Annotated in this window: 18 protein-coding genes and 6 tRNA genes; 12 read left to right on the plus strand and 12 right to left on the minus strand. The window is 35.1% G+C overall.

What is annotated here, in order from left to right:
- Positions 1 to 179 precede the first annotated feature (179 nt).
- Positions 180 to 2,693 carry a nitrite reductase large subunit NirB gene (gene nirB, locus ACZ0AH_RS07865; RefSeq protein WP_463475260.1) on the minus strand — a complete coding sequence of 838 codons (2,514 nt, stop codon included), beginning with the start codon at positions 2,691 to 2,693 and terminating at the stop codon, positions 180 to 182.
- Between the two features lie 269 nt (positions 2,694 to 2,962).
- Between nirB and ACZ0AH_RS07870 the strand changes: the two genes are divergently transcribed.
- Both ACZ0AH_RS07870 and ACZ0AH_RS07875 read left to right on the plus strand, forming a co-directional pair.
- Positions 2,963 to 3,742 (plus strand): META domain-containing protein, encoded by a 780-nt coding sequence (locus tag ACZ0AH_RS07870; protein WP_463475261.1) that lies wholly within the window; start codon positions 2,963 to 2,965, stop codon positions 3,740 to 3,742.
- A 113-nt stretch (positions 3,743 to 3,855) separates the two neighbouring features.
- Positions 3,856 to 4,287 carry an META domain-containing protein gene (locus ACZ0AH_RS07875; RefSeq protein WP_463475262.1) on the plus strand — a complete coding sequence of 144 codons (432 nt, stop codon included), beginning with the start codon at positions 3,856 to 3,858 and terminating at the stop codon, positions 4,285 to 4,287.
- A 116-nt stretch (positions 4,288 to 4,403) separates the two neighbouring features.
- Here the strand turns inward: ACZ0AH_RS07875 and ACZ0AH_RS07880 are convergent, their stop codons facing one another.
- Both ACZ0AH_RS07880 and ACZ0AH_RS07885 read right to left on the minus strand, forming a co-directional pair.
- Complete coding sequence (locus ACZ0AH_RS07880; RefSeq protein ID WP_463475263.1) at positions 4,404 to 5,684, minus strand: DUF2130 domain-containing protein; 1,281 nt, start codon at positions 5,682 to 5,684, stop codon at positions 4,404 to 4,406.
- Between the two features lie 168 nt (positions 5,685 to 5,852).
- Complete coding sequence (locus ACZ0AH_RS07885; protein WP_463475264.1) at positions 5,853 to 6,731, minus strand: LysR family transcriptional regulator; 879 nt, start codon at positions 6,729 to 6,731, stop codon at positions 5,853 to 5,855.
- A gap of 251 nt (positions 6,732 to 6,982) precedes the next feature.
- On the opposite strand from ACZ0AH_RS07885, the gene ACZ0AH_RS07890 reads away from it, so the two are divergent.
- Positions 6,983 to 7,690 (plus strand): class I SAM-dependent methyltransferase, encoded by a 708-nt coding sequence (locus ACZ0AH_RS07890; protein WP_463475265.1) that lies wholly within the window; start codon positions 6,983 to 6,985, stop codon positions 7,688 to 7,690.
- Between the two features lie 97 nt (positions 7,691 to 7,787).
- Here the strand turns inward: ACZ0AH_RS07890 and ACZ0AH_RS07895 are convergent, their stop codons facing one another.
- From ACZ0AH_RS07895 to ACZ0AH_RS07910, 4 genes are all read right to left on the minus strand, one after another.
- On the minus strand, positions 7,788 to 8,768 hold the full coding sequence (locus ACZ0AH_RS07895) for a zinc-dependent alcohol dehydrogenase family protein (protein ID WP_463475266.1): 981 nt from the start codon (positions 8,766 to 8,768) through the stop codon (positions 7,788 to 7,790).
- A 16-nt stretch (positions 8,769 to 8,784) separates the two neighbouring features.
- Positions 8,785 to 9,063: a putative quinol monooxygenase gene (locus ACZ0AH_RS07900; protein ID WP_463475267.1), complete on the minus strand. Its 279-nt coding sequence runs from the start codon at positions 9,061 to 9,063 to the stop codon at positions 8,785 to 8,787.
- A 19-nt stretch (positions 9,064 to 9,082) separates the two neighbouring features.
- Positions 9,083 to 9,685, minus strand: coding sequence for an NAD(P)H-dependent oxidoreductase (locus ACZ0AH_RS07905; RefSeq protein WP_463475268.1), 603 nt, complete (start codon positions 9,683 to 9,685; stop codon positions 9,083 to 9,085).
- Between the two features lie 405 nt (positions 9,686 to 10,090).
- Positions 10,091 to 11,077, minus strand: coding sequence for an aldo/keto reductase (locus ACZ0AH_RS07910; protein WP_463475269.1), 987 nt, complete (start codon positions 11,075 to 11,077; stop codon positions 10,091 to 10,093).
- Positions 11,078 to 11,196: 119 nt separating this feature from the next.
- Between ACZ0AH_RS07910 and ACZ0AH_RS07915 the strand changes: the two genes are divergently transcribed.
- Positions 11,197 to 12,042 carry an AraC family transcriptional regulator gene (locus ACZ0AH_RS07915; RefSeq protein ID WP_463475270.1) on the plus strand — a complete coding sequence of 282 codons (846 nt, stop codon included), beginning with the start codon at positions 11,197 to 11,199 and terminating at the stop codon, positions 12,040 to 12,042.
- Positions 12,043 to 12,164: 122 nt separating this feature from the next.
- On the opposite strand, the gene ACZ0AH_RS07920 is transcribed toward ACZ0AH_RS07915, so the two are convergent.
- From ACZ0AH_RS07920 to ACZ0AH_RS07935, 4 genes are all read right to left on the minus strand, one after another.
- Positions 12,165 to 12,632, minus strand: a complete 468-nt coding sequence (locus tag ACZ0AH_RS07920) for an RES family NAD+ phosphorylase (protein WP_463475271.1) — start codon at positions 12,630 to 12,632, stop codon at positions 12,165 to 12,167.
- Positions 12,632 to 13,132, minus strand: coding sequence for a type II RES/Xre toxin-antitoxin system antitoxin (parS, locus tag ACZ0AH_RS07925; RefSeq protein ID WP_463475272.1), 501 nt, complete (start codon positions 13,130 to 13,132; stop codon positions 12,632 to 12,634). Before parS ends, ACZ0AH_RS07920 begins: the two co-directional genes overlap by 1 nt.
- A gap of 85 nt (positions 13,133 to 13,217) precedes the next feature.
- Entirely contained in the window at positions 13,218 to 13,979 is a 762-nt protein-coding gene (locus ACZ0AH_RS07930; RefSeq protein WP_463475273.1) for a C40 family peptidase, read from the minus strand.
- A 69-nt stretch (positions 13,980 to 14,048) separates the two neighbouring features.
- Complete coding sequence (locus ACZ0AH_RS07935; protein WP_463475274.1) at positions 14,049 to 15,227, minus strand: acetyl-CoA C-acyltransferase; 1,179 nt, start codon at positions 15,225 to 15,227, stop codon at positions 14,049 to 14,051.
- Positions 15,228 to 15,475: 248 nt separating this feature from the next.
- Between ACZ0AH_RS07935 and ACZ0AH_RS07940 the strand changes: the two genes are divergently transcribed.
- The 8 genes from ACZ0AH_RS07940 (at position 15,476) to ACZ0AH_RS07975 (ending at position 17,586) form a co-directional block, all read left to right on the plus strand.
- Positions 15,476 to 15,559, plus strand: a tRNA-Ser gene (locus ACZ0AH_RS07940).
- 80 nt (positions 15,560 to 15,639) lie between these two features.
- Positions 15,640 to 15,714, plus strand: a tRNA-Pro gene (locus tag ACZ0AH_RS07945).
- 113 nt (positions 15,715 to 15,827) lie between these two features.
- Positions 15,828 to 15,901, plus strand: a tRNA-Arg gene (locus tag ACZ0AH_RS07950).
- 49 nt (positions 15,902 to 15,950) lie between these two features.
- Positions 15,951 to 16,026 (plus strand) — tRNA-Lys (locus ACZ0AH_RS07955).
- Positions 16,027 to 16,076: 50 nt separating this feature from the next.
- A tRNA-Lys gene (locus ACZ0AH_RS07960) sits at positions 16,077 to 16,152 on the plus strand.
- Between the two features lie 50 nt (positions 16,153 to 16,202).
- A tRNA-Lys gene (locus tag ACZ0AH_RS07965) sits at positions 16,203 to 16,278 on the plus strand.
- A 43-nt stretch (positions 16,279 to 16,321) separates the two neighbouring features.
- The gene (locus ACZ0AH_RS07970) at positions 16,322 to 16,579 is read left to right on the plus strand and encodes a GIY-YIG nuclease family protein (protein WP_463475275.1); all 258 of its coding nucleotides are present in this window, start codon (positions 16,322 to 16,324) and stop codon (positions 16,577 to 16,579) included.
- 215 nt (positions 16,580 to 16,794) lie between these two features.
- Positions 16,795 to 17,586, plus strand: coding sequence for a Fic family protein (locus ACZ0AH_RS07975; RefSeq protein ID WP_463475276.1), 792 nt, complete (start codon positions 16,795 to 16,797; stop codon positions 17,584 to 17,586).
- 101 nt (positions 17,587 to 17,687) lie between these two features.
- Here ACZ0AH_RS07975 and ACZ0AH_RS07980 read toward each other — a convergent pair whose 3' ends face one another.
- On the minus strand, positions 17,688 to 18,989 hold the full coding sequence (locus tag ACZ0AH_RS07980; RefSeq protein ID WP_463475277.1) for a hypothetical protein: 1,302 nt from the start codon (positions 18,987 to 18,989) through the stop codon (positions 17,688 to 17,690).
- Positions 18,990 to 19,466: the final 477 nt, after the last annotated feature.

Raw genomic sequence — 19,466 nt, forward strand, 5'->3', positions numbered from 1 at the left:
TGGCGCAGTAAAAAAGAGGGTAAGAGAACAGCAAACGTTTGTGATATTTTTTTCTTTTTTTTGGAGCTGATTATTTAATTAAAAATTAAAAATCTTTGAAAGCTATGTGTGTTATACTAAGTGAATATCAACTTCTATAAGCTATGTTTCTATGTGTTTAAAAAAATATTTATAAAGTTTTATGACCAGGCTTTTGGCGCTTTTTGATCTCGTAACGGAACAAAAACAACATTATCATCTTTCTCGTCAGAATTTACAAAATGATTGAAGCGTTTTAACAATCTTGGTTTTTCCAGAACCTGTTTCCATTCACATTCAAAAGTATTGACCAAAGTCTGCATTTCAGCTTCTAAGGTTTCGCAAATTCCTAAACTATCTTCAATAATTACTTCTTTCAGATAATCTAAACCTCCATCGAGTTTTTCTAACCAGGTTGCAGTTCGAACCAGTGGACCAGCAGTACGGATATAATACATTAAAAAGCGATCCAAATATTTAATAACCGTTTCTTTATCAATTTTTTCAGCCAGTAAAACAGCGTGTTTTGGGTTTGCACCACCGTTTCCGGCGATGTATAAATTCCATCCGCCTTCAACTGCGATTAATCCGAAATCTTTTCCGCGGGCTTCAGCGCATTCGCGAATGCAGGCCGAAACACCACCTTTTAATTTATGCGGAGAACGAATTCCTTTGTATCTGTTTTCAAGTTGAATGGCAAATCCGGCGCTGTCATCCATTCCGTAACGACACCACGCATTTCCGACACAGCTTTTTACGGCACGAAGCGATTTTCCGTAAGCGTGACCACTTTCAAAACCATTGTCAATTAATATTTTCCATATTTTTGGTAAATCACTCAAATGCGCTCCGAATAAATCGACACGTTGAGCGCCTGTAATTTTAGTATATAAATCAAATTGTTTGGCAACTTCTCCAATTACGATTAATTTTTCGGCAGTAATTTCTCCGCCGGCAACTCTTGGCACAACAGAATACGTTCCGTTTCGTTGAATGTTAGCCAAAAATCTGTCGTTTGTATCTTGCGTTGTAACATGCTTATTTGCAGTATCATTATAAATACTGGAGAAAATCGAAGCCACAACAGGTTTGCAAACTTCGCAGCCGTCGCCTTTGCCGTGATGATCAATAACTTCGTAAAAATTCTCATATTTATTGATTTTCACCAAATCAAATAATTCCTGACGCGTATAACTAAAATGCTCGCAAATAACATCTTTTACTTCTTTTCCTAATGATTTTTGTGTGGCTTTTACCAAATCAGAAACCATTGGTTTACAGCCTCCACAACCCGAAGTTGCTTTGGTATGTTTGACAACATCCGAAAAATTAGAACAGGTTTCATCTAAAAGCGAACAGCAAATTGCGCCTTTAGTCACATTTTCGCAAGAACAAATTACGGCAGTGTCTGGTAAATCCATCACACTTCCTAAGCTTGAACCTTCAGAACCGTCGCGTGAACCTAAAATTAAATCTTCGGGATTTTTTGGCAAAGCCATAGCGTTGCTGTAAATCTGAAATAGAGAATTATAATCACTTGAATCTCCCACTAAAATTCCGCCTAATAAAGTTTTGGAATCTTTAGTAACGTTGATTCTTTTATAAATTCCGCTTAATTTATTCTCGTAAATAATTGCCGTTACATCATTATTTTCCACAAAAGGATCACCAAAACTCGCTACTTCAACACCAATTAATTTCAACTGCGTCGACATATCGATGGTCTCTCTCATGGTTTTTGTCCCCTTTAAGATTTGCTCTGCGGCAACATCGGCCATTTCGTAACCCGGCGCAACAAGTCCGTAAATATTTTGGTTATAAAGCGCTACTTCCCCAATCGCAAAAATATAAGGATCAGACGTTTGCATTTGATTGTTTACCACAACACCGCCTCGCAAGCCAACTTCAAGTCCGGAAACACGAGCAAGTTCGTCACGAGGTTTAATTCCGGCAGAAATAACCAACATGTCCACTTTTAACAATTCGTCATCTGCAAACATCATTCCCGTAATGCATTCATTTCCGTCGATATATTGTGTGGCTTTGTTTAAGTGAATACGAATGTTTAATTCCTCTATTTTAGATTGCAGCATATCGCTCGCGCCTTTGTCTAATTGTCTCGGCATCAAACGCGGAGCAAATTCTACCACATGCGGATTTAATCCTAAATCACGAACAGCTTTTGCCGCTTCAAGACCTAATAATCCTCCGCCTAAAACCGCCGCTTCAGTCGCGCCTTTTTGTTTTATTTTTTTGGCGTAGGCCATAATTGCATCCAAATCTTCAATAGTTCTGTAAACAAAAACACCTTCTTTTTCTACACCGTCAATTGGCGGTACAAAAGCCGAAGATCCAGTTGCCAAAACTAAGTAATCGTAAGTATGTGTTTTTTCTAAATGTGTATGTATTGTCTTTTCTTCGCGATTAATATCTGTAATTAATTCAGAAGTATTGAGCGTAATATTGTTTTCTGCGTACCATTCACTGGTCGATAGCGATAAATCGTCTGCTGTTTTTCCTCCAAAATATTCACTTAAATGAACCCTGTCGTAAGCGCGCCTTGGTTCTTCACCAAAAACGGTAATCTGATACTTTTCCTGTCCTGATTTTGCAATGAATTTTTCGCAAAATTTATAACCAACCATGCCGTTTCCAACTACTATTACTCTAATCATGATTTCTTTAATTAAGTATTACTACGCAAATATAAGTATTTATACTTATAAAAATACGTATTCATATTGTTTTTTTAAGTATGATATCTTTGAAATAATTACGTATTTTGTCGTAATCTTTTACGTAGTGTGCGTTTCAAGCGAATTATTGTAATAGAAATTATTTAAAATTTGAAAACATTCTAAATAAGAATTTCAAAAAATTGTCGTAAATTCATAAGAATTTTATATATGTTTTACGATAAATAATTATTCTTAATACAATCGTTATGAAAAATACACTTTCGGTTTTCCTAATACTTTTATTGTTGGTTGGTTGTAAATCTATGACCGGTAAAACTTCGGATGCAAAAACTACTTCTGAATATGGAACTCAGGAAGATGAGATGAAATATTATTTTAAAGCGACTGGGAATGAGCCTTTTTGGGCAATAAAAATGGGAATTGATGAAATTATTTTCACTTCTTTAATTCCGGGAAAAGAAAAACTTATATTTCCTTCTGTTGAAGCTGTAAAAGCAATGGATGCCAATGTAAAAATGTACAAAGTAAGCAATGAAAATTCGACGGCAACCATTACAATCCAGCAGTTGGATTGTCAGGATTCGATGTCTGGCGTGATTTCTCCTTATAAAGTTACGGTCGAAATTAAAAACAACTCCGAATTAGAAACCAAAAAGCTAAGCGGCTGCGGAAAATATAATACAGATTACCGTTTACATGATATATGGGTTTTGGAAGAATTAAATGGCTTTAAAGTTTTTGTAACCGATTTTCAAAGAGAATTACCAAGAATCGAAATTAATTCTGCAGAAAATAAATTTATGGGATTTGGCGGCTGTAATGCTATCAGCGGCTCTATTTTTTATGAGAAAGATTTGCTTCGTTTCTCAAAAGTTATTTCTACACTGATGGCCTGCGCACCGGGAAATAAGGAAGGTGAATTTACAAAAGCACTTCAAAGCGTCACAACATATTCTATAGGAGACAATAGATTAATATTATCAAATCCGTCAGGGAAATTGTTGGTTTTTAGGAAAGTAGATTAACTTTTATGCCTTAAAAAATGTCTTAAAATGGTTTAAAAATAATTTTTGATTGTAATCGAAGATATAATGTAAAAATAAATTTGCAACATAAAACTTACAAATTTAATTATTACATGAAAAGGATTTTAATGTTATTTATCGCTGTGTCTTTAACTTACGGATGTAAATCTGCGAAAGATGCAAATTCTGTAGTTGATTCAAAATCAATTGAAAAGAAATTACAGCAAACCTGGATTTTAAGTGAGTTGAACGGAAAGAGAGTTGTTGAAATTGATTTTCAGAAATACGTTCCAAATGTTGCAATAACAGCGTCAACTTTTACAGGTTTTGCAGGATGCAACGCTATTAAAGGCAATTTACTTTCGAAAGGATCAGGACAAATTCAGTTTTTGAATGTTACTTCTGAAGGAAAAAAATGTGAACCTTCAAAAAAAGAAGATGAGTTTATGAAGTTGTTAAAAACGACTACAGAATATTCGATTTCTGGTAATACGCTTTTACTTTCAAATCAGTTTGGACCAACAATGGTTTTAAAAAAGAACTAAAAATCAAAGGCTTCGTTTAATTGCGAAGCCTTTTTTTGTGAATGACAAAAATCCGCTCAATCTGCGTTTTCGCATAGCGGAATCCGCGTCATCCGCGTCCCATTTTCATGTACTAATTATAACAGTTCTTTCGGTTCATCTTCTTGTTTATCCTCAATAAAATCAAGTTCGAGAGCCCGAACAGTCTGAACCGCATTTCCGGCAATACCACGAATCGAACCGTACATTCCTAACGTATTATGAACTACTTTTTCAATTTGTTTTTCACGCTGTTTCCAGATTCTTTGCATCGCTCTTTTTTCGGCATCAAGATCGCCTTGCATTTGTGTGAAGCCTTCAACAATGCCTTCAATTTGTAAACGAAATTCATTACTGGTCAAAAAATCATACAACATCGACATTTTATCGCCTTTGTTTTCCTGTGCCTGAACCGCCTGACTCACCTGAATTAAGGATTGACGTAAAACGGCACTCAAACCTTTAAATTCTTCATAAGTACAAATCCAGATGCCGTCGCGCATTCCCATTCGGTCCATTCCGGCGGGCATTACTTCGGTTACCAAAACACCAATATTGGCTCTTTTGGTTCTGATATCGTTTTTGAATTTCTCAATCCACGCAGGTTGAAACGCTTTTGTACGTTTGCTTTCGTAATAAATCGAACCGCAATTTTGAAGTTCACGTGTATTTACAATCTGAAGGCAATCGGCACCATTTGCGCCTTTTTTGACTTCATCAATACTATCAAGTGGGAAATTATTGGCCAGCCATTCTTCAATCGCTAATTCCATTACTTCGCCTTGCAATTGCATAGAACCTTGTTCCTGCTTGCGTTTCATTTCTTCGATCAGCTTTTTTTGATCGTCAGATTGTTTTTGGTATTCTTTTATTTTAAGCTCGTTTTTTTCTTCTTCCTGTTTACGGATTTTATCACGTTCCAGAATCAAAGTCTCATTAAGCTGTTTTTGGGCCTGAGCTTCAATTGCTTCTTTCATTTCCAGTTTTTCACGTTGGAGTTTCGCAATTTCGCCTGTCATTTTATTAAGCTCACGAAGTTTTTCTGATTTTTCGGAAAGTTCTTTTTCCATTAATGTTAAACGATCTTTATTTTCTTCGTCGAGTTTGGTTTTTACTTTTTCGGTAATTTCTTTTTCGGCTACTTTTTTCTCACGTTCTAAACGTTCGGCAAAAAGTTCATTTTCCTGTTTCTTTTTGGCTTCAAAATCAGCTTTTGCTTTTTCGAATTGCTCGTTTTTAAGTTCCAATTCTTTGGCTTGTGCAGTTGCCTTTTGCTGAAATTCTTTACGGATACTATCTTCCAATTGATGTTTTAAAATATCATTTACATCGATTGTAGTTCCACAATTTGGACACTGAATTGAAGATTGCTCCGCCATTTTATTGATTTTTTTATATAATATAACAATCCGCTAAGGTATTTAAAAGTTGGTTCTGGTAAGGAATTTAGGTGTGATAAATTGTAACTTTTTTTCAGCCACGAATTCACGAATTTTTATTTTTTAAAATCTATGCGTAAACTAAAAAAGAAATTCGTGAATTCGTGTCTATCCTTTTTTTAACAAAAATTCAACGGCTGATTTTGTTATTTCAGAATCATCTTCTTTTGAAGTAATTAAAGAAACATCTGTATATAAATTAACTTTTTTTAATTCGATAAAACCTATTTCCGGATCCTGATTATTCTTGGTAATATTAGATGGAACAATCGAAATCCCCAATCCGTTTTTAACTAATTGTACAATAGAATTAATATTGTTCGATTCATGAACCACTTTCGGCGTAAAGCCATAAAAAGCACAAAGTTCCAGTAAAACCTCATGATAATGTGGCGCGTAATCTTTATTGAAAAATACAAAGGTTTCGTCTTTTAAATTCGGAATTTCCTTTTCAGAATTAATTTGGATTAAACGCTTATTATAAACAACTGAAAATCCATCCTGAAACCACAATTGCGATTTTATTTTTGGAGATTTTATAGGTGAACGAATAATGCCCAACTCAATTTTCCCTTGTTCCAGAGCAGCGATTTGTTTGGTTGTGGAAACTTCAAAGAGTTTGAAATTAACGTACGGGAATTGTTCTTTCAGGTGTTTTATTAATTCTGAAATTGTACTGGAATATATAGAACTGATATACGCAATCCGGAATTCGCCGGAAGTATTCTCTGCAATTTTTTTCGTTTTGATGGAAATGCGTTCCAGATTCTGAAAAAGATCTTTTACTTCTTTTTCAAAATATTTTCCGGCTTCGGTAAGTTCGACTTTTTTATTGTTTCTAATAAATAGACGCGCCTGGATTTCCTCTTCAAGTTCGATAATTTGTCGGCTTAAAGGCGGTTGCGAAATAAATAGTTTTTCAGCAGCTTTGGTAAAGTTTAATTCTTCGGCTACAGCCAAAAAATATTTCAAGTGGCGTAATTCCATAAATACCTATAAAGTATTAATAATTGACAAAATAAGTATTTTTGAAGTATATATGAAAGAGATACTTTTGAAAAAAAAATGTTTCACGCAGATTTGGCAGATTGAGCAGATTTTTTTTTATTAATTATTTTTAGCAACAGATTAAAAGATTAAAATGATTTTTAAATTTATATATTTTTATTTTATATCCTAAACTGAAAAATATCTGCTCAATCTGCCAAATCTGCGTGAAAACCTAAAACAAAAAAGTTATGAAAAAATCAACTATTGCAGAAATCAGAGAACGTTTTGATAATGATGTCGAACGATTCTCCAATTTAGAAACCGGACAAGTGGCAACGATCGATGCCACTATTTCTTTAGAATTAATTACTGAAGCTTCTAAAAGAATTGTCCCGAATGCCAAAAATGTCCTGGATATTGGCTGTGGTGCAGGGAATTATACTTTAAAAATGCTTTCGAAAGTTCCGGATTTGAATTGTACTTTGGTCGATTTGAGTTTGCCAATGTTAGATCGTGCTTTTGAAAGGGTTTCTAACGAAACGAACGGAAAAGCAGAAGTAAAGCAAGGCGATATTCGAGAAGTCGATTTGCCGGAAAATCATTTTGATATTATTTTGGCTGGAGCCGTTTTACACCATTTGAGAGATGACCAGGATTGGGAAACAACGTTTACTAAAATATTTAAATTATTAAAACCAGGAGGCTGTTTTATGATTTCGGATTTGATTACACAAGACACGGAATTATTAAATGAATATACGTGGCAGCGTTATGGCGATTATTTGGAAGGAATTGGCGGAGCCGAATATCGCCAGAAAGTTTTGGATTATGTAGAAAAAGAAGACACGCCCAGATCGATGAATTACCAATTGGATTTGATGAAGAAAGTTGGTTTTACAAGTGTCGAAATTTTACATAAGAATATGTGTTTCGGCGCATTTGGCGGAATTAAGTAGAAGAAATTTTGCCACGAATTTCACGAATTTACACTAATTTTAAAGCATCAAGAGTAAATAAATTCGTGTTGATTCGTGAATTCGTGGCAAAAAAAACTTAAACAATATCAACAACAATTTTTCCAATTGCAGAACCGTCGCTTACGGCTTTATGTGCTTCCATAGCGTTGTCTAAATTGAATTTTCTAGGATCGATAATTGGTTTTAATTTTCCTTCTTCGATTAATTTTGTGGTTTCTTTTAGGATATCTCCGTGATGTTTTCGGTTTTCATTACCAATCATTGGATGCAGAACAAAAACACCATGCAAACTTGCAGAACGCAATGAGCTTGTTGCCAAAGCATGCGTCCCGAACGCATAACAACTTGCAATTTGACCGTAATGACGAATCGCTTTAAACGAATCGTCAAGAGATTGACCGCCAACGGTATCGTAAATAATATCAAAACCGTTTCCGTTTGTATATTTGTTTACATAATCTTCTACGGTTTCGGTTTTATAATCAATTGGCGTTGCTCCAAATCCTTTTACAATTTCTGCTTTTTGAGAAGAAACGGTTGCATAAACATCGGCACCAAAAATTTTAGCAAGCTGAACGACCATGTGACCAACGCCACCGGCTCCGGCATGTACCAAAACTTTGTCGCCTTTTTGTACTTTCGCTCTGTCAATCAAACCTTCCCAAGCGGTCAATAATACTAGCGGAACTGCTGCAGCTTCTTTCATGGTTAGGTTTTTTGGCTTTATGGCCAATAAATCAGCGTCAACGGCGGTGTATTCGGCTAAAGTTCCCTGAACGCCAAGTACGCCTCCGGCAAGTCCGTAGACTTCATCGCCAACTTTAAATTCTGTTACGCCTTCGCCAATTTCTTCGATAACGCCGGCAAGATCAGTTCCTAAAATGGCTGGCAAAACTGGTGATGCATAAGGCGAAAGTCCTAATCTGATTTTGTTATCGATTGGGTTAACGCCGCTTGCGTGTATTTTTACTAAAACTTCTCCTTTTTTTGGAGTTGGTTTTGCTGTTTCTGTGGTTACAAAATCAGATTCGTATGTATTTGTGAAAAGTGCTTTCATATCTTTTAATTATTTATTATGCTATTTGAACGGTTTTGTAAACCTGAATTGGTGCTGCAACTAAACTTTCGCTTTTAGCGATAAAGTCTAATAAATAAGGCTGATTGTTATGAATATCAAGTCCTGGCTGATCTTGCCATTCTTCCCAAATAATAAACACATTTTCAGAATGATGAAGGTCGTAACGTACGCAAGCTGCTTCTTTTCTGGTTTCGGTAACCAAATGATTTAACATGCTTTGCAGTTGTTCTGTATTTTCGGTTTTGCTTTTAAATAATGCTGTAATTGAGATCATAATTGTGAAAAGTTAAAGGTTAGAAGTTAAAAGTTTTTTCTAAGTGTTTGGTGTAATTTTCTTTAAAGATGTCAATGTTTTCGGCGGTTGCACCTTTTTCAACGTCGTGAAAGTGGAAACTGTCTAATTTTTCCATACCTGTAAATTTATTCATTTTATGAAAGCCAAACATCGCTCCGTCATCTACAGATGTTTCTTCGAAGAATTCTCCAGGAAGTGTAAAAGCTGTTGCAGGCGCATTCCAACTTGTGGTAAGCATGTATTTACGTCCGTGTAATTGTCCGCCGGTTCCGTAATTAATGTCGGGATTTGTTCTTGTTCTTCCGTCGCTTTTGTAAATTCCTTTGTTGTGTCCGGCTGTAAAAACGTCGTCGATGTATTTTTTGAAAAGATTAGGCAATTGAAACCACCAAACTGGCGTGTGATAAACGACAACATCTGCCCAAACGAATTTTTCGACTTCTTCGTCAAGATCAAAATCTTGTTTGATGTCGGTTGTTTTAATCTCGAATTGCTTGGTGTTGGTTAAGTACTCGATGGTCCAGTCGGTAACGGTTTGGTTGAATTTTCCGCCTGAATGTGCGAAATTTTGACTTCCGTTGATGATAAATATTTTCTTCATTTTTCTTGTTTTCTTATGAATTCGTGAGTGTGAGGGATAGAAGTGGAAATCCTTTTGTGCCGGTCCCGAGGCTTCGGGAGGCATAAAAGATATAGCCGAAAGCTCGATTCGCCGCGGCGAACACACTCTAATTATTTTTATTGTTGAGTAATCCTTAAACACATAGAAAATAGGTTTGGAAGCTAGTTTCTGATATCAGTTCTCAAAGATTGTCATTCCGAGGAACGAGGAATCTTCACAAGTAACTCCGCATAGTGAATTGCCAATCTTTGTAGAGTTTCTCGCGAAGATTCCTCGTTCCTCGGAATGACAATATTCTACAAACTATGTTTGTTAATGCTAGTGAAACGCCTTTTTTAAGTACTATTGGCTATGTTTCTATGTGTTTAAATTTTTAAAATGCGATTATTTTACTTTCGCAATTGCCTGATTAACAAAATCTAATTCAGAAAGTGATAAATCAAAATCCATTGCTTTTGCGTTTGAAATGGCTTGCTCTGCGTTTCTGGCTCCGGCTAAAACGATGGTGATTCCTTTTTGTAAAGTCGTCCAGCGTAATACCAATTGTGAAATCGAAATGTTTTTTGCGTTTGCCAAAGAACTCAATTCTTCGACTAAAGTTTTTACTTTTTGAAGGTCGAACTGACCAAAATAACCATTTCTGTGATCGTTGTCTTTTAGTTTACTGTCTGTAAAATATTTCCCGGTTAATAAACCTCTTTCCATCGGACTGTAAGCGATAATTCCGATGTTTTCTGCGATTGTCAATGGAATTAAATCGGTTTCAATATTACGGTTCAGCATACTATACGGAACCTGATTTGATGCTAATTTGATTGTTTTTTGTGCTTCCAGAATTTGTGAAACACTATAATTGCTAACTCCTGCTGCTCTGATTTTTCCTTGTTTTATTAAGGTTTCCAATGCCTCCATAGTTTCGTGAATTGGAGTAGTGGAGTCTGGCCAGTGAATTTGCAATAAATCGATATAATCGGTTTGCAGACGTTGTAAACTGTCTTCTACTTCTTTGATAATGTTGCTTTTTGAAGCGTATTTGTAAACTGGTATTTCTTTTCCGTTTTCTTCTGCATTAAAGAAGAATTCTCCTTTTCCGTTATTGCTTCCGTCCCAAACTAAACCAAATTTTGTCAATAATTGTACTTTTGAACGATCTTGAGTTTTTAAAGCTTCGCCAATCATTTCTTCGCTTAAACCAAATCCGTAAAAAGGAGCGGTGTCGATTGTGGTAACGCCGTTGTCGATTGAAGCATGAATGGATGCGATTGAATCTGCTTTTTCGTTTCCGCCCCACATGTTTCCGCCAATGGCAAATGCGCCGTATGTAATAGTTGATAATTGAAGTTCGCTATTGCCTAATTTTCTATATTCCATAATGTTGTATTTTAAATCTTAAATTTCACTTGGCAAAATTATACCATTTTTATGATTGATAAATGGTATATATTTGTCTTTTTTATGTAAATTTGCATCTTTAAATAAATATTTGTGTTATGAAAAAAGAAAATTTATACGAGCCGTTTACCGTTTCTTTTGAAACTCTGGATGAATATCCGGATGTTGGAGATCGTCATAATTTTTTTGAATTGGTTTATATTTTGGGCGGAACCGGAAGACAATGTATCAATAAAAATATTTTTGAATATGATGCGGGACATATGTTTTTATTAACGCCTGAGGATTGTCATAATTTTACAATTGAAACTAAAACAGAATTCTTCTTTTTGAGATTTAATGATATTTATTTGAAGAATTCGAGTTTGCAAAATGAAAATATTCAGCGTTTAGAATATATTCTTCAAAATGCCAATCATCAGCCGGGCTGTATTTTGAAGAATCAAGCTGATAAATGTTTGGTAAAAGTAATGGTGGAAGCAATTATTCGCGAACATCAGGATAAGGATGTTTATAATAAAGAGTTGATTCAGCAATTGGTAAATACACTAATTATTGTCGTTGCGAGAAATATTGCGAAGTATTTACCGGAGCAGGTCAATATTAGTACCGAAGCGAAAGCGATGGATATTTTGCAATATATCCAGAATAATATTTATTATCCGGAAAGAATTAAAGCGGAATCACTTAGTGAGTATTTTGGAATTTCGAATACGTATTTAGGTCGTTATTTTAAGAAACATGCTAACGAAACGATGCAGCAATATATTAGCAATTATAAAACGAAACTGATTGAACATCGTTTGCAGTTTAGTGATAAACGTATTAATGAAATTGCGTATGAATTTGGCTTTACGGATGAAAGCCACTTTAATAAATTTTTTAAGAAACAGAGAGGGAATAGTCCTTCGGAATTTAGAAAAGTGATACGTGTTAGTGCGTGATGAATTGGCACGCGGATGACGCAGATTCGCAAGCGAAAACACGGATTATCGCGGATTTTTTGTCATTGATTGCGCAGATTAATTTTTTTTTAATCTGTATTAATTTGTGAATTCGTGTTTATCTATTGTTTTAATCTGGAATCAAATATCATTCTTTTAGTGCTTAAAATCTTAATTTTTAAAGCATCTTCATGATTTGGGTTGATTAAATAATTGAATTCTTGCGGTACAATACTACTTGGGACTTTTAATATGGCAGCTTCGTTATAATATACAAAATCATCACCAATAGTCTGTGTGATTAAAGAAGGTGGTTTTGAGTTCCAGACCTCGGGTAAGTCTTCTAAATTTACTTCCTGAATTATAATGTCATCGGGGATTTCGATTTCTACATAAAAACGGTCCAAAGGTAAATCTTCGCTTAAATCTAGGTGTACCGAAACTTCAAGCGTTGCCAAAGCTCTGCTGTCAGCGGTATAAACTATTCGGGTGTTGAGGCTATTCCAGCGATAACCTTCGGTCATTGATGCGCCAATTCCAGTTAGGGTAGTGGGTAGGTATTTTTCTCGTTCTATCCTGAATACTATCATTACGCCAGATTTCCGAATTCTAAACGGTTCAGGCTAAATTTTACTTCATTTATACCTGTCATAGTATCAAGCATGTTTTCAGGAGTATTTCCGCCAATAGAAAGGTTGGGTTTTTTTAACCATCTCTGAAATTTTTCTTCTTCGTTGTTAAAAACTTCCAAGCCGTAATCTATTAATTCATTGATCAGAATTACTAATTCGCTATCTCGGCTATCCAGTAATAAATGCTCGCTTTTTTTCTTATTGTAAGTAGTTTGAGGAATACCTACAATTGCCAAAACTGATTTTACAGGATTGTTTAATCGGCGGCTAATTTCTTCAATTGAATCATAAGGAATACCGGATCTGATAACTCCCACGCGTTCTAGTTTATTGCTCCAGCTGTATTCTTTTCCACCAGAATATAGCGTAGATTTTCTAATTGATATGACTTTTCCAGATGCATTTTGAATGCTTCTTTTAGTATCAAAAGGTGCTGTTTTTTGTGCTACTTTTTTCATAAGGCAACTGATTTGCTGTAAATGTACAACAATTTCGCTGTTTATCAAAAAGTTAAAAGAAAATACTATTGCTTAACGATTGAAATTAAATTATCTTCTTGATAACACGTAGTTTATGAGTGTGTTTATTGAGTTCGGGATTGTAAATTCCTAAGTGGTCTAAACGGTCAATACGTACTTTTCCACTTGCGTGGATGATGTAATTATTGTCCATAATAATTCCCACGTGGATGATGTTTCCTTCGTCGTTATCAAAAAAGGCCAAATCTCCGGCTTCGCTTTCTTCAATAAAGCTTAAAGGTTCTCCGTCAAGTGCTTGCTGAGATGCGTCACGATGTATTTTGTAGCCATTTAGTTTATAAACCATTTGGGTAAAGCCCGAACAATCGATTCCAAAAGGAGTTTTTCCGCCCCAAAGATAGGGCGCATTTAAATACATAAAAGCAGTATTTATTAAAGCGCTTTTGGGTTTTATACCGCTGGTTTTTGTTCCTTCAAAATCAAAATTTGAAGTGTTGATTTCGCTGTTGTTCAAAAAAGATAATGATGCGCCAAGCGGAATTGGTAATAATAAATTATTTGATGATGTGATATAATCAATCAAATCAGCATTAAGAATAATGGCTTCTTTGCTTAATTGGTTATAATTTGCTTCTGAAATTACCTGATATTGTTTGGAATCTACCCAGCCTTCATAATCATCAAACTGAATTTTTATTCGAGCCCATTGATTTTGGCGTTCTAATATTTCGATGTGTTCGCCAAACAAAAGTTGTGTAACGATTTCACTTCTGTCACTTGGCTCAGATCGAACGGGTACTATGGCTAGATTGCAAATTCCGAACATTTAAGGTAATTTATAAGTTGAAAATTAGGAGTTATTTTTTTCAGAAACAACTCCTAATTTAATATTTATTTAAGCTCTTTCGATAACAATTGCAGATGCTCCGCCACCGCCATTGCAAATTGCAGCAGCTCCGGTTTTTGCATTATTTTGTTCTAAAACATTCAGTAAAGTTACAATGATTCTGGCTCCGGAACATCCAAGAGGATGACCTAATGAAACAGCGCCACCGTTTACGTTTACTTTATCGTTATCTAATTTAAGGATTTTTGAATTGGCTAATCCAACAACAGCAAATGCTTCGTTGAATTCGAAATAATCAACATCGCCAATTGCAATTCCTGCTTTGTCTAAAGCTTTTGGTAAAGCTTTTGCCGGGCTTGTTGTAAACCATTTCGGTTCCTGTGCTGCATCTGCGTAACCTTTTATGTAGGCAAGAGGTTTTAATCCTAAAGCGATTGCTTTTTCTTCAGACATTAAAACTAAAGCTGCAGCTCCGTCATTAATAGTAGATGCGTTTGCAGCAGTCACTGTTCCGTCTTTTGTGAAAACAGCACTTAATGAAGGAATTTTATCTAATTTTACATTAGTATATTCTTCATCTTTTGAAACAATAATTGGTTCGCCACGTCTTTGCGGTACTTCGACAGGAACAATTTCGTTGTCGAATTTTCCGGAATCCCAAGCTTTTGCGCTTCTTTCATAAGACTGAATAGCAAAATTATCCTGTTCTTCACGACTGATGTTGTATTCAGATGCACATAAATCAGCGCAAACTCCCATTGCGTTGTTATCGTAAGCATCTGTCAAACCGTCTTTTTGCATTCCGTCGAGCATAGTTGCGGGACCAAATTTAGTTCCGTTACGCATTTGTACGTAATGCGGAATCAAACTCATGTTTTCCATTCCTCCGGCAACGACAATTTCTGCGTCACCACAAGCGATTGCTTGTGCGGCAAACATTACAGCTTTCATTCCTGAGGCACAAACTTTGTTTACGGTAGTAGCAGCAACTTCTTCAGATAAGCCGGCAAAAAGTGCCGCCTGACGTGCCGGTGCTTGTCCAACTCCAGCCTGAACGACGTTGCCCATGAAAACTTCATCAACTAATTTTGGATCCAGGTTAATTTTTTGAAGTGCGCCTTTAATCGCGGCAGCACCTAATTTTGGTGCGGGTACGGTAGATAACCCTCCCATGAAACTTCCGATAGGTGTTCTAACGGCAGAAACGATAACAACTCTTTTGTTCATTTTCTGTATTATTAGTTAATGTAGCAAATTTACTCTTTATTTAAATAAATTCAAATTTTGAGCCAATTTGTATCAGTTTCACTGGAATTTAAATTTAATATGATTTTTTTGTTAATTCTATTCGTTTGATTGTGAAGCGGTTTAAAAAAAAGATTGAAAAAAGATTAAAAAAAGCGCAGAAATAGTTGTGAGATATGGAATGTTGTCTTACATTTGCAACCGCAAAACAGAACACGTTTCTTGAGCTTGGAGAGGTGCCAGAGCGGTAATGGAGCAGATTGCTAATCTGTCGACGGGTAACCGTCGCCAGGGTTCGAGTCCCTGTCTCTCCGCTTAATAATTTGCTTTTTGGGTTTTGAATAGCATAATATGTGTCCCGACTGAAGATAGGGAATAGCACAAATGAAATCTTCGGGGTGTAGCGTAGCCCGGTTATCGCGCCTGCTTTGGGAGCAGGAGGCCGCAGGTTCGAATCCTGCCACCCCGACTAAAACTTTTCCATAAGTTTAAAAAGAAATGGACGCATAGCTCAGCTGGATAGAGCATCCCGATTGTAAATCGGGACGGTCAGAAGGTTAAGTTGTAAAGTTAAAGAAAAATGGACGCATAGCTCAGCTGGATAGAGCACCTGCCTTCTAAGCAGGCGGTCGAAGGTTCGAATCCTTCTGCGTTCACACTAAAAGCCACTCAATCGAGTGGCTTTTTGTTTTAGATTGGTTTTTAGTGCGTATAGCTCAGCTGGATTGAGCATCCCGATTTTTAATCGGGACGGTCGAAGGTTCGAATCCTTCTGCGTTCACACTAAAAGCCACTCAATCGAGTGACTTTTTTGTTTTAGATTGGTTTTTAGTGCGTATAGCTCAACTGGATTGAGCATCCCGATTTTTAATCGGGACGGTCGAAGGTTCGAATCCTTCTGCGTTCACACTAAAAGCCACTCAATCGAGTGGCTTTTTTGTTTTAGATTGGTTTTTAGTGCGTATAGTTCAGCTGGATTGAGCATCCCGATTTTTAATCGGGACGGTCGAAGGTTCGAATCCTTCTGCGTTCACACTAAAAGCCACTCAATTGTTTTTTATTCAATTTAAAATTTAATGAATTACTTCTATATTTTATATTCAAATACATTAAATCAATATTATATTGGTCATACAGGTGAAGGTTTAGAGGAACGATTACGCAAACATTTATCAAATCATTCTGGATTTACGGGAAAAGCAAAAGATTGGTTTGTAATTTATTTTGAAGAATTTGAATCTAAATCACTAGCCTATAAACGTGAACTGGAAGTAAAGAAATGGAAAAGCAGATTAAAAGTTGAAAAATTGATAAATAATAAAGCATACTCATAGCTCAGCTGGATTGAGCATTCCGATTTTTAATCGGGACGGTCGAAGGTTCGAATCCTTCTGCGTTCACACTAAAAGCCACTAATCGAATGGCTTTTTTGTTTTGTAGAATCTAATAAATTCCCATATTTATTAGCTTGACTCCATTTTTTAGACAACTTATTTTATTTAATTGATTTTAGAATTGTATTTTTATACCGCACTTTAAAATCATTTTAATGGAATCTCTAATAGTAAAATATAAAAGTCTAGGAATTAGCGATGTATTGCATTATGAGAAATTCAATTTAATTTCAATAAGTCATCATTCTACAAAAATAGAAGGATCAACTTTAACAGAATTAGAAACTCAAATTCTGCTTGATGATGGTTTGACTCCAAAAGGAAAACCTGTAAATGATACTTTAATGGTTACTGATCATTTTAAGGCTTTACATTTTATTATTGATAAAGCCAGAAATAAAACACCTATTACTGTTGATTTAATTAAAGAAATTAATTCATATGTAATGAAAAGCACGGGTGGTGTTTATAGTACTATTCTTGGCGAAATTGATGCAAGCAAAGGAATGTTTAGAAAAGGAAATGTTACTGCTGGCAGTTCCTATTTTCCAAACTATGATAAGGTGGAAAGGCTAACCAATGAACTAGCATTGTTTATTAACACACAAATGAAAAATGATTTGTCAATTGATGAAAAATTAAATTTATCTTTTGATTCGCATTTTAATCTTGTTAGTATTCATCCGTTTTATGATGGAAATGGAAGAACTTCCCGTTTACTTATGAATTACATTCAGGCTTTTTATGATCTTCCTTTAGCGATTGTTAATAGTGAGGATAAGCAGGAATACATTCAGGCCTTAATTAATACAAGAAAAAAAGAAGATATTTCGATTTTCAGAAACTTTATGAAAAATCAATACGAAAACTATCTTTTGAATGAAATAAAGAAATTTGAAGATGGATTTTCTTCAAAATCAAATAAAGGGTTTAGTTTTCTATTTTAACGGAGGATATTTAAAGAATTTCAATCTTTTACACTTAATATTAAATAAGCCACTCAAATCGAGTGGCTTTATTTTTGTTTATATTCAATTAAAAAAGAAGTTTACAGAATACTAATTTTTATAGAACTGGCTTTGTCATTAAAATTTCCTAAACAGCTATTATTTCCTGTTACTACAACAGATTCTCCTCCAAAATTGTCATTCTGATACATGGTGATTTTGTATCCTTTTTCTAAGCGAACAGAAGACAAATCATCATTTACAATCCCATACGATTTTAGTTGAGCCAATGTGTAATTGCCAACAGTCAAAGCAATTGCATAACCGGTATAATTGCAATTTTGATAAACTGTTACAATACCTCCGGCTGTGGCATTATATTTATTGTCAACATAAGTACGAGATAAATTGCCTACTCCATCAAAATAATTATCTGCTAATTTTGCAGGATCTGTTGCAAATTCTCCTCCTTGTACGATTGCATCATTTCCATCATTCCAGGCCCATGGAGCATTAGCACCACCAGTTTTGAAATCATTTCCTGTGAAGCCTCCACCTGGACTAGAAAACAATTGCGTATTGAATCTTTGATCCCATAATCCTCCAGCTTCAAAAATGTCAACAAGTTTATACTCCACATAAGTGTCATAATTATCAGATGGTATTTGTGCTGTTCCGGTTGCAGAAGGGTAGTAGATAATTCCGTCTCCATCTATATCATGTTGTGGCCAGGCTTTAAGGCTGTGTCCCTTAGCATCTTGTGCTGTTATTGGATGTAATTCACCATTATAATCTCTCATTTGTAATGTTCCGTCAATACTTTCCAATCCGCTTACAAAAGAACTTCCGGATGGTACATAAGAAAAGAAATCTGAATGGCTTACCGTCACAGCTCCTTTTAAGGCACCATAAGTAGATCCATCTTTTTCTACAATCATTAATACACCTTCTAAATCATTTTCATGTTGGTCTAATTGGTATAAAAGTGCGTTATCTGTCCAATCTCTCGGAGAAAAGAAAGCGTAAGTAATGAACCAATGTGTATTTGATTCTACTATCGAATAGTAACAATGTGCCGCTAAGGAATTGGCATAAGCAGGAAGATTGTTCCAGTTATTTTCGCCATTCCAGTCATTGTCATAATTAATCGCGGTAAGATAATCTGATTTTCCGCCTTCAGCATACGTTCCTGTTGCATCTACATCTTTATAATGAATAGGTGCCCATCTTCTTGCCAAATCAGAACTTACTGAAGCACTCATTTTACTGGTGTTTTGTTGTTTTTTTGCCACAGCGGTTTCTTGTACTTCATCTAATGTCGTGTCCTGACATGAGAATGTAATAATGGATAACATAACAATGAACACCTTACTTAGTAACTTTTTTCGATTCTGTTTTTTCATAATTCTAGTTTTTAATTGTTAATAACCTGTTTGAAATTCCTTGATTTTAATGCAATTAATAAATCGCTATAAACAACTGAGAAATAAAAAATACTCATTAGTTGTAGAAACTTTGTTTTCTGAAATCTTGTCGACAGATTTTTGAATTATAATTCTTACTTGCTTATAAGTACTTAAAAAGATAAATCGTACTATCTGAAAATATTATGATACCGTTAACAAAACGTTATTGTAGGAAAAATTAATTAAGCTATTGGTTATAAGTATTCTGTCTTTTGTTGAAATGAAATTATTTTGTAAGCTTAAGAATCAATACCTTACTTTTTAAATCATCAATTCGTTTAGGAGCTTTAAGTTTGGAGTTAGAATTCTTCTGTGTTTACGGCTAAAAGAATAGTTTTTTGTTGTGTAAAATCATTATACAGCATAGAACCGAATTAGTAATTAAGTGATATTTTTTACTAATTTTACTGCGCT

The organism is Flavobacterium sp. AC105, assembly GCF_979258495.1.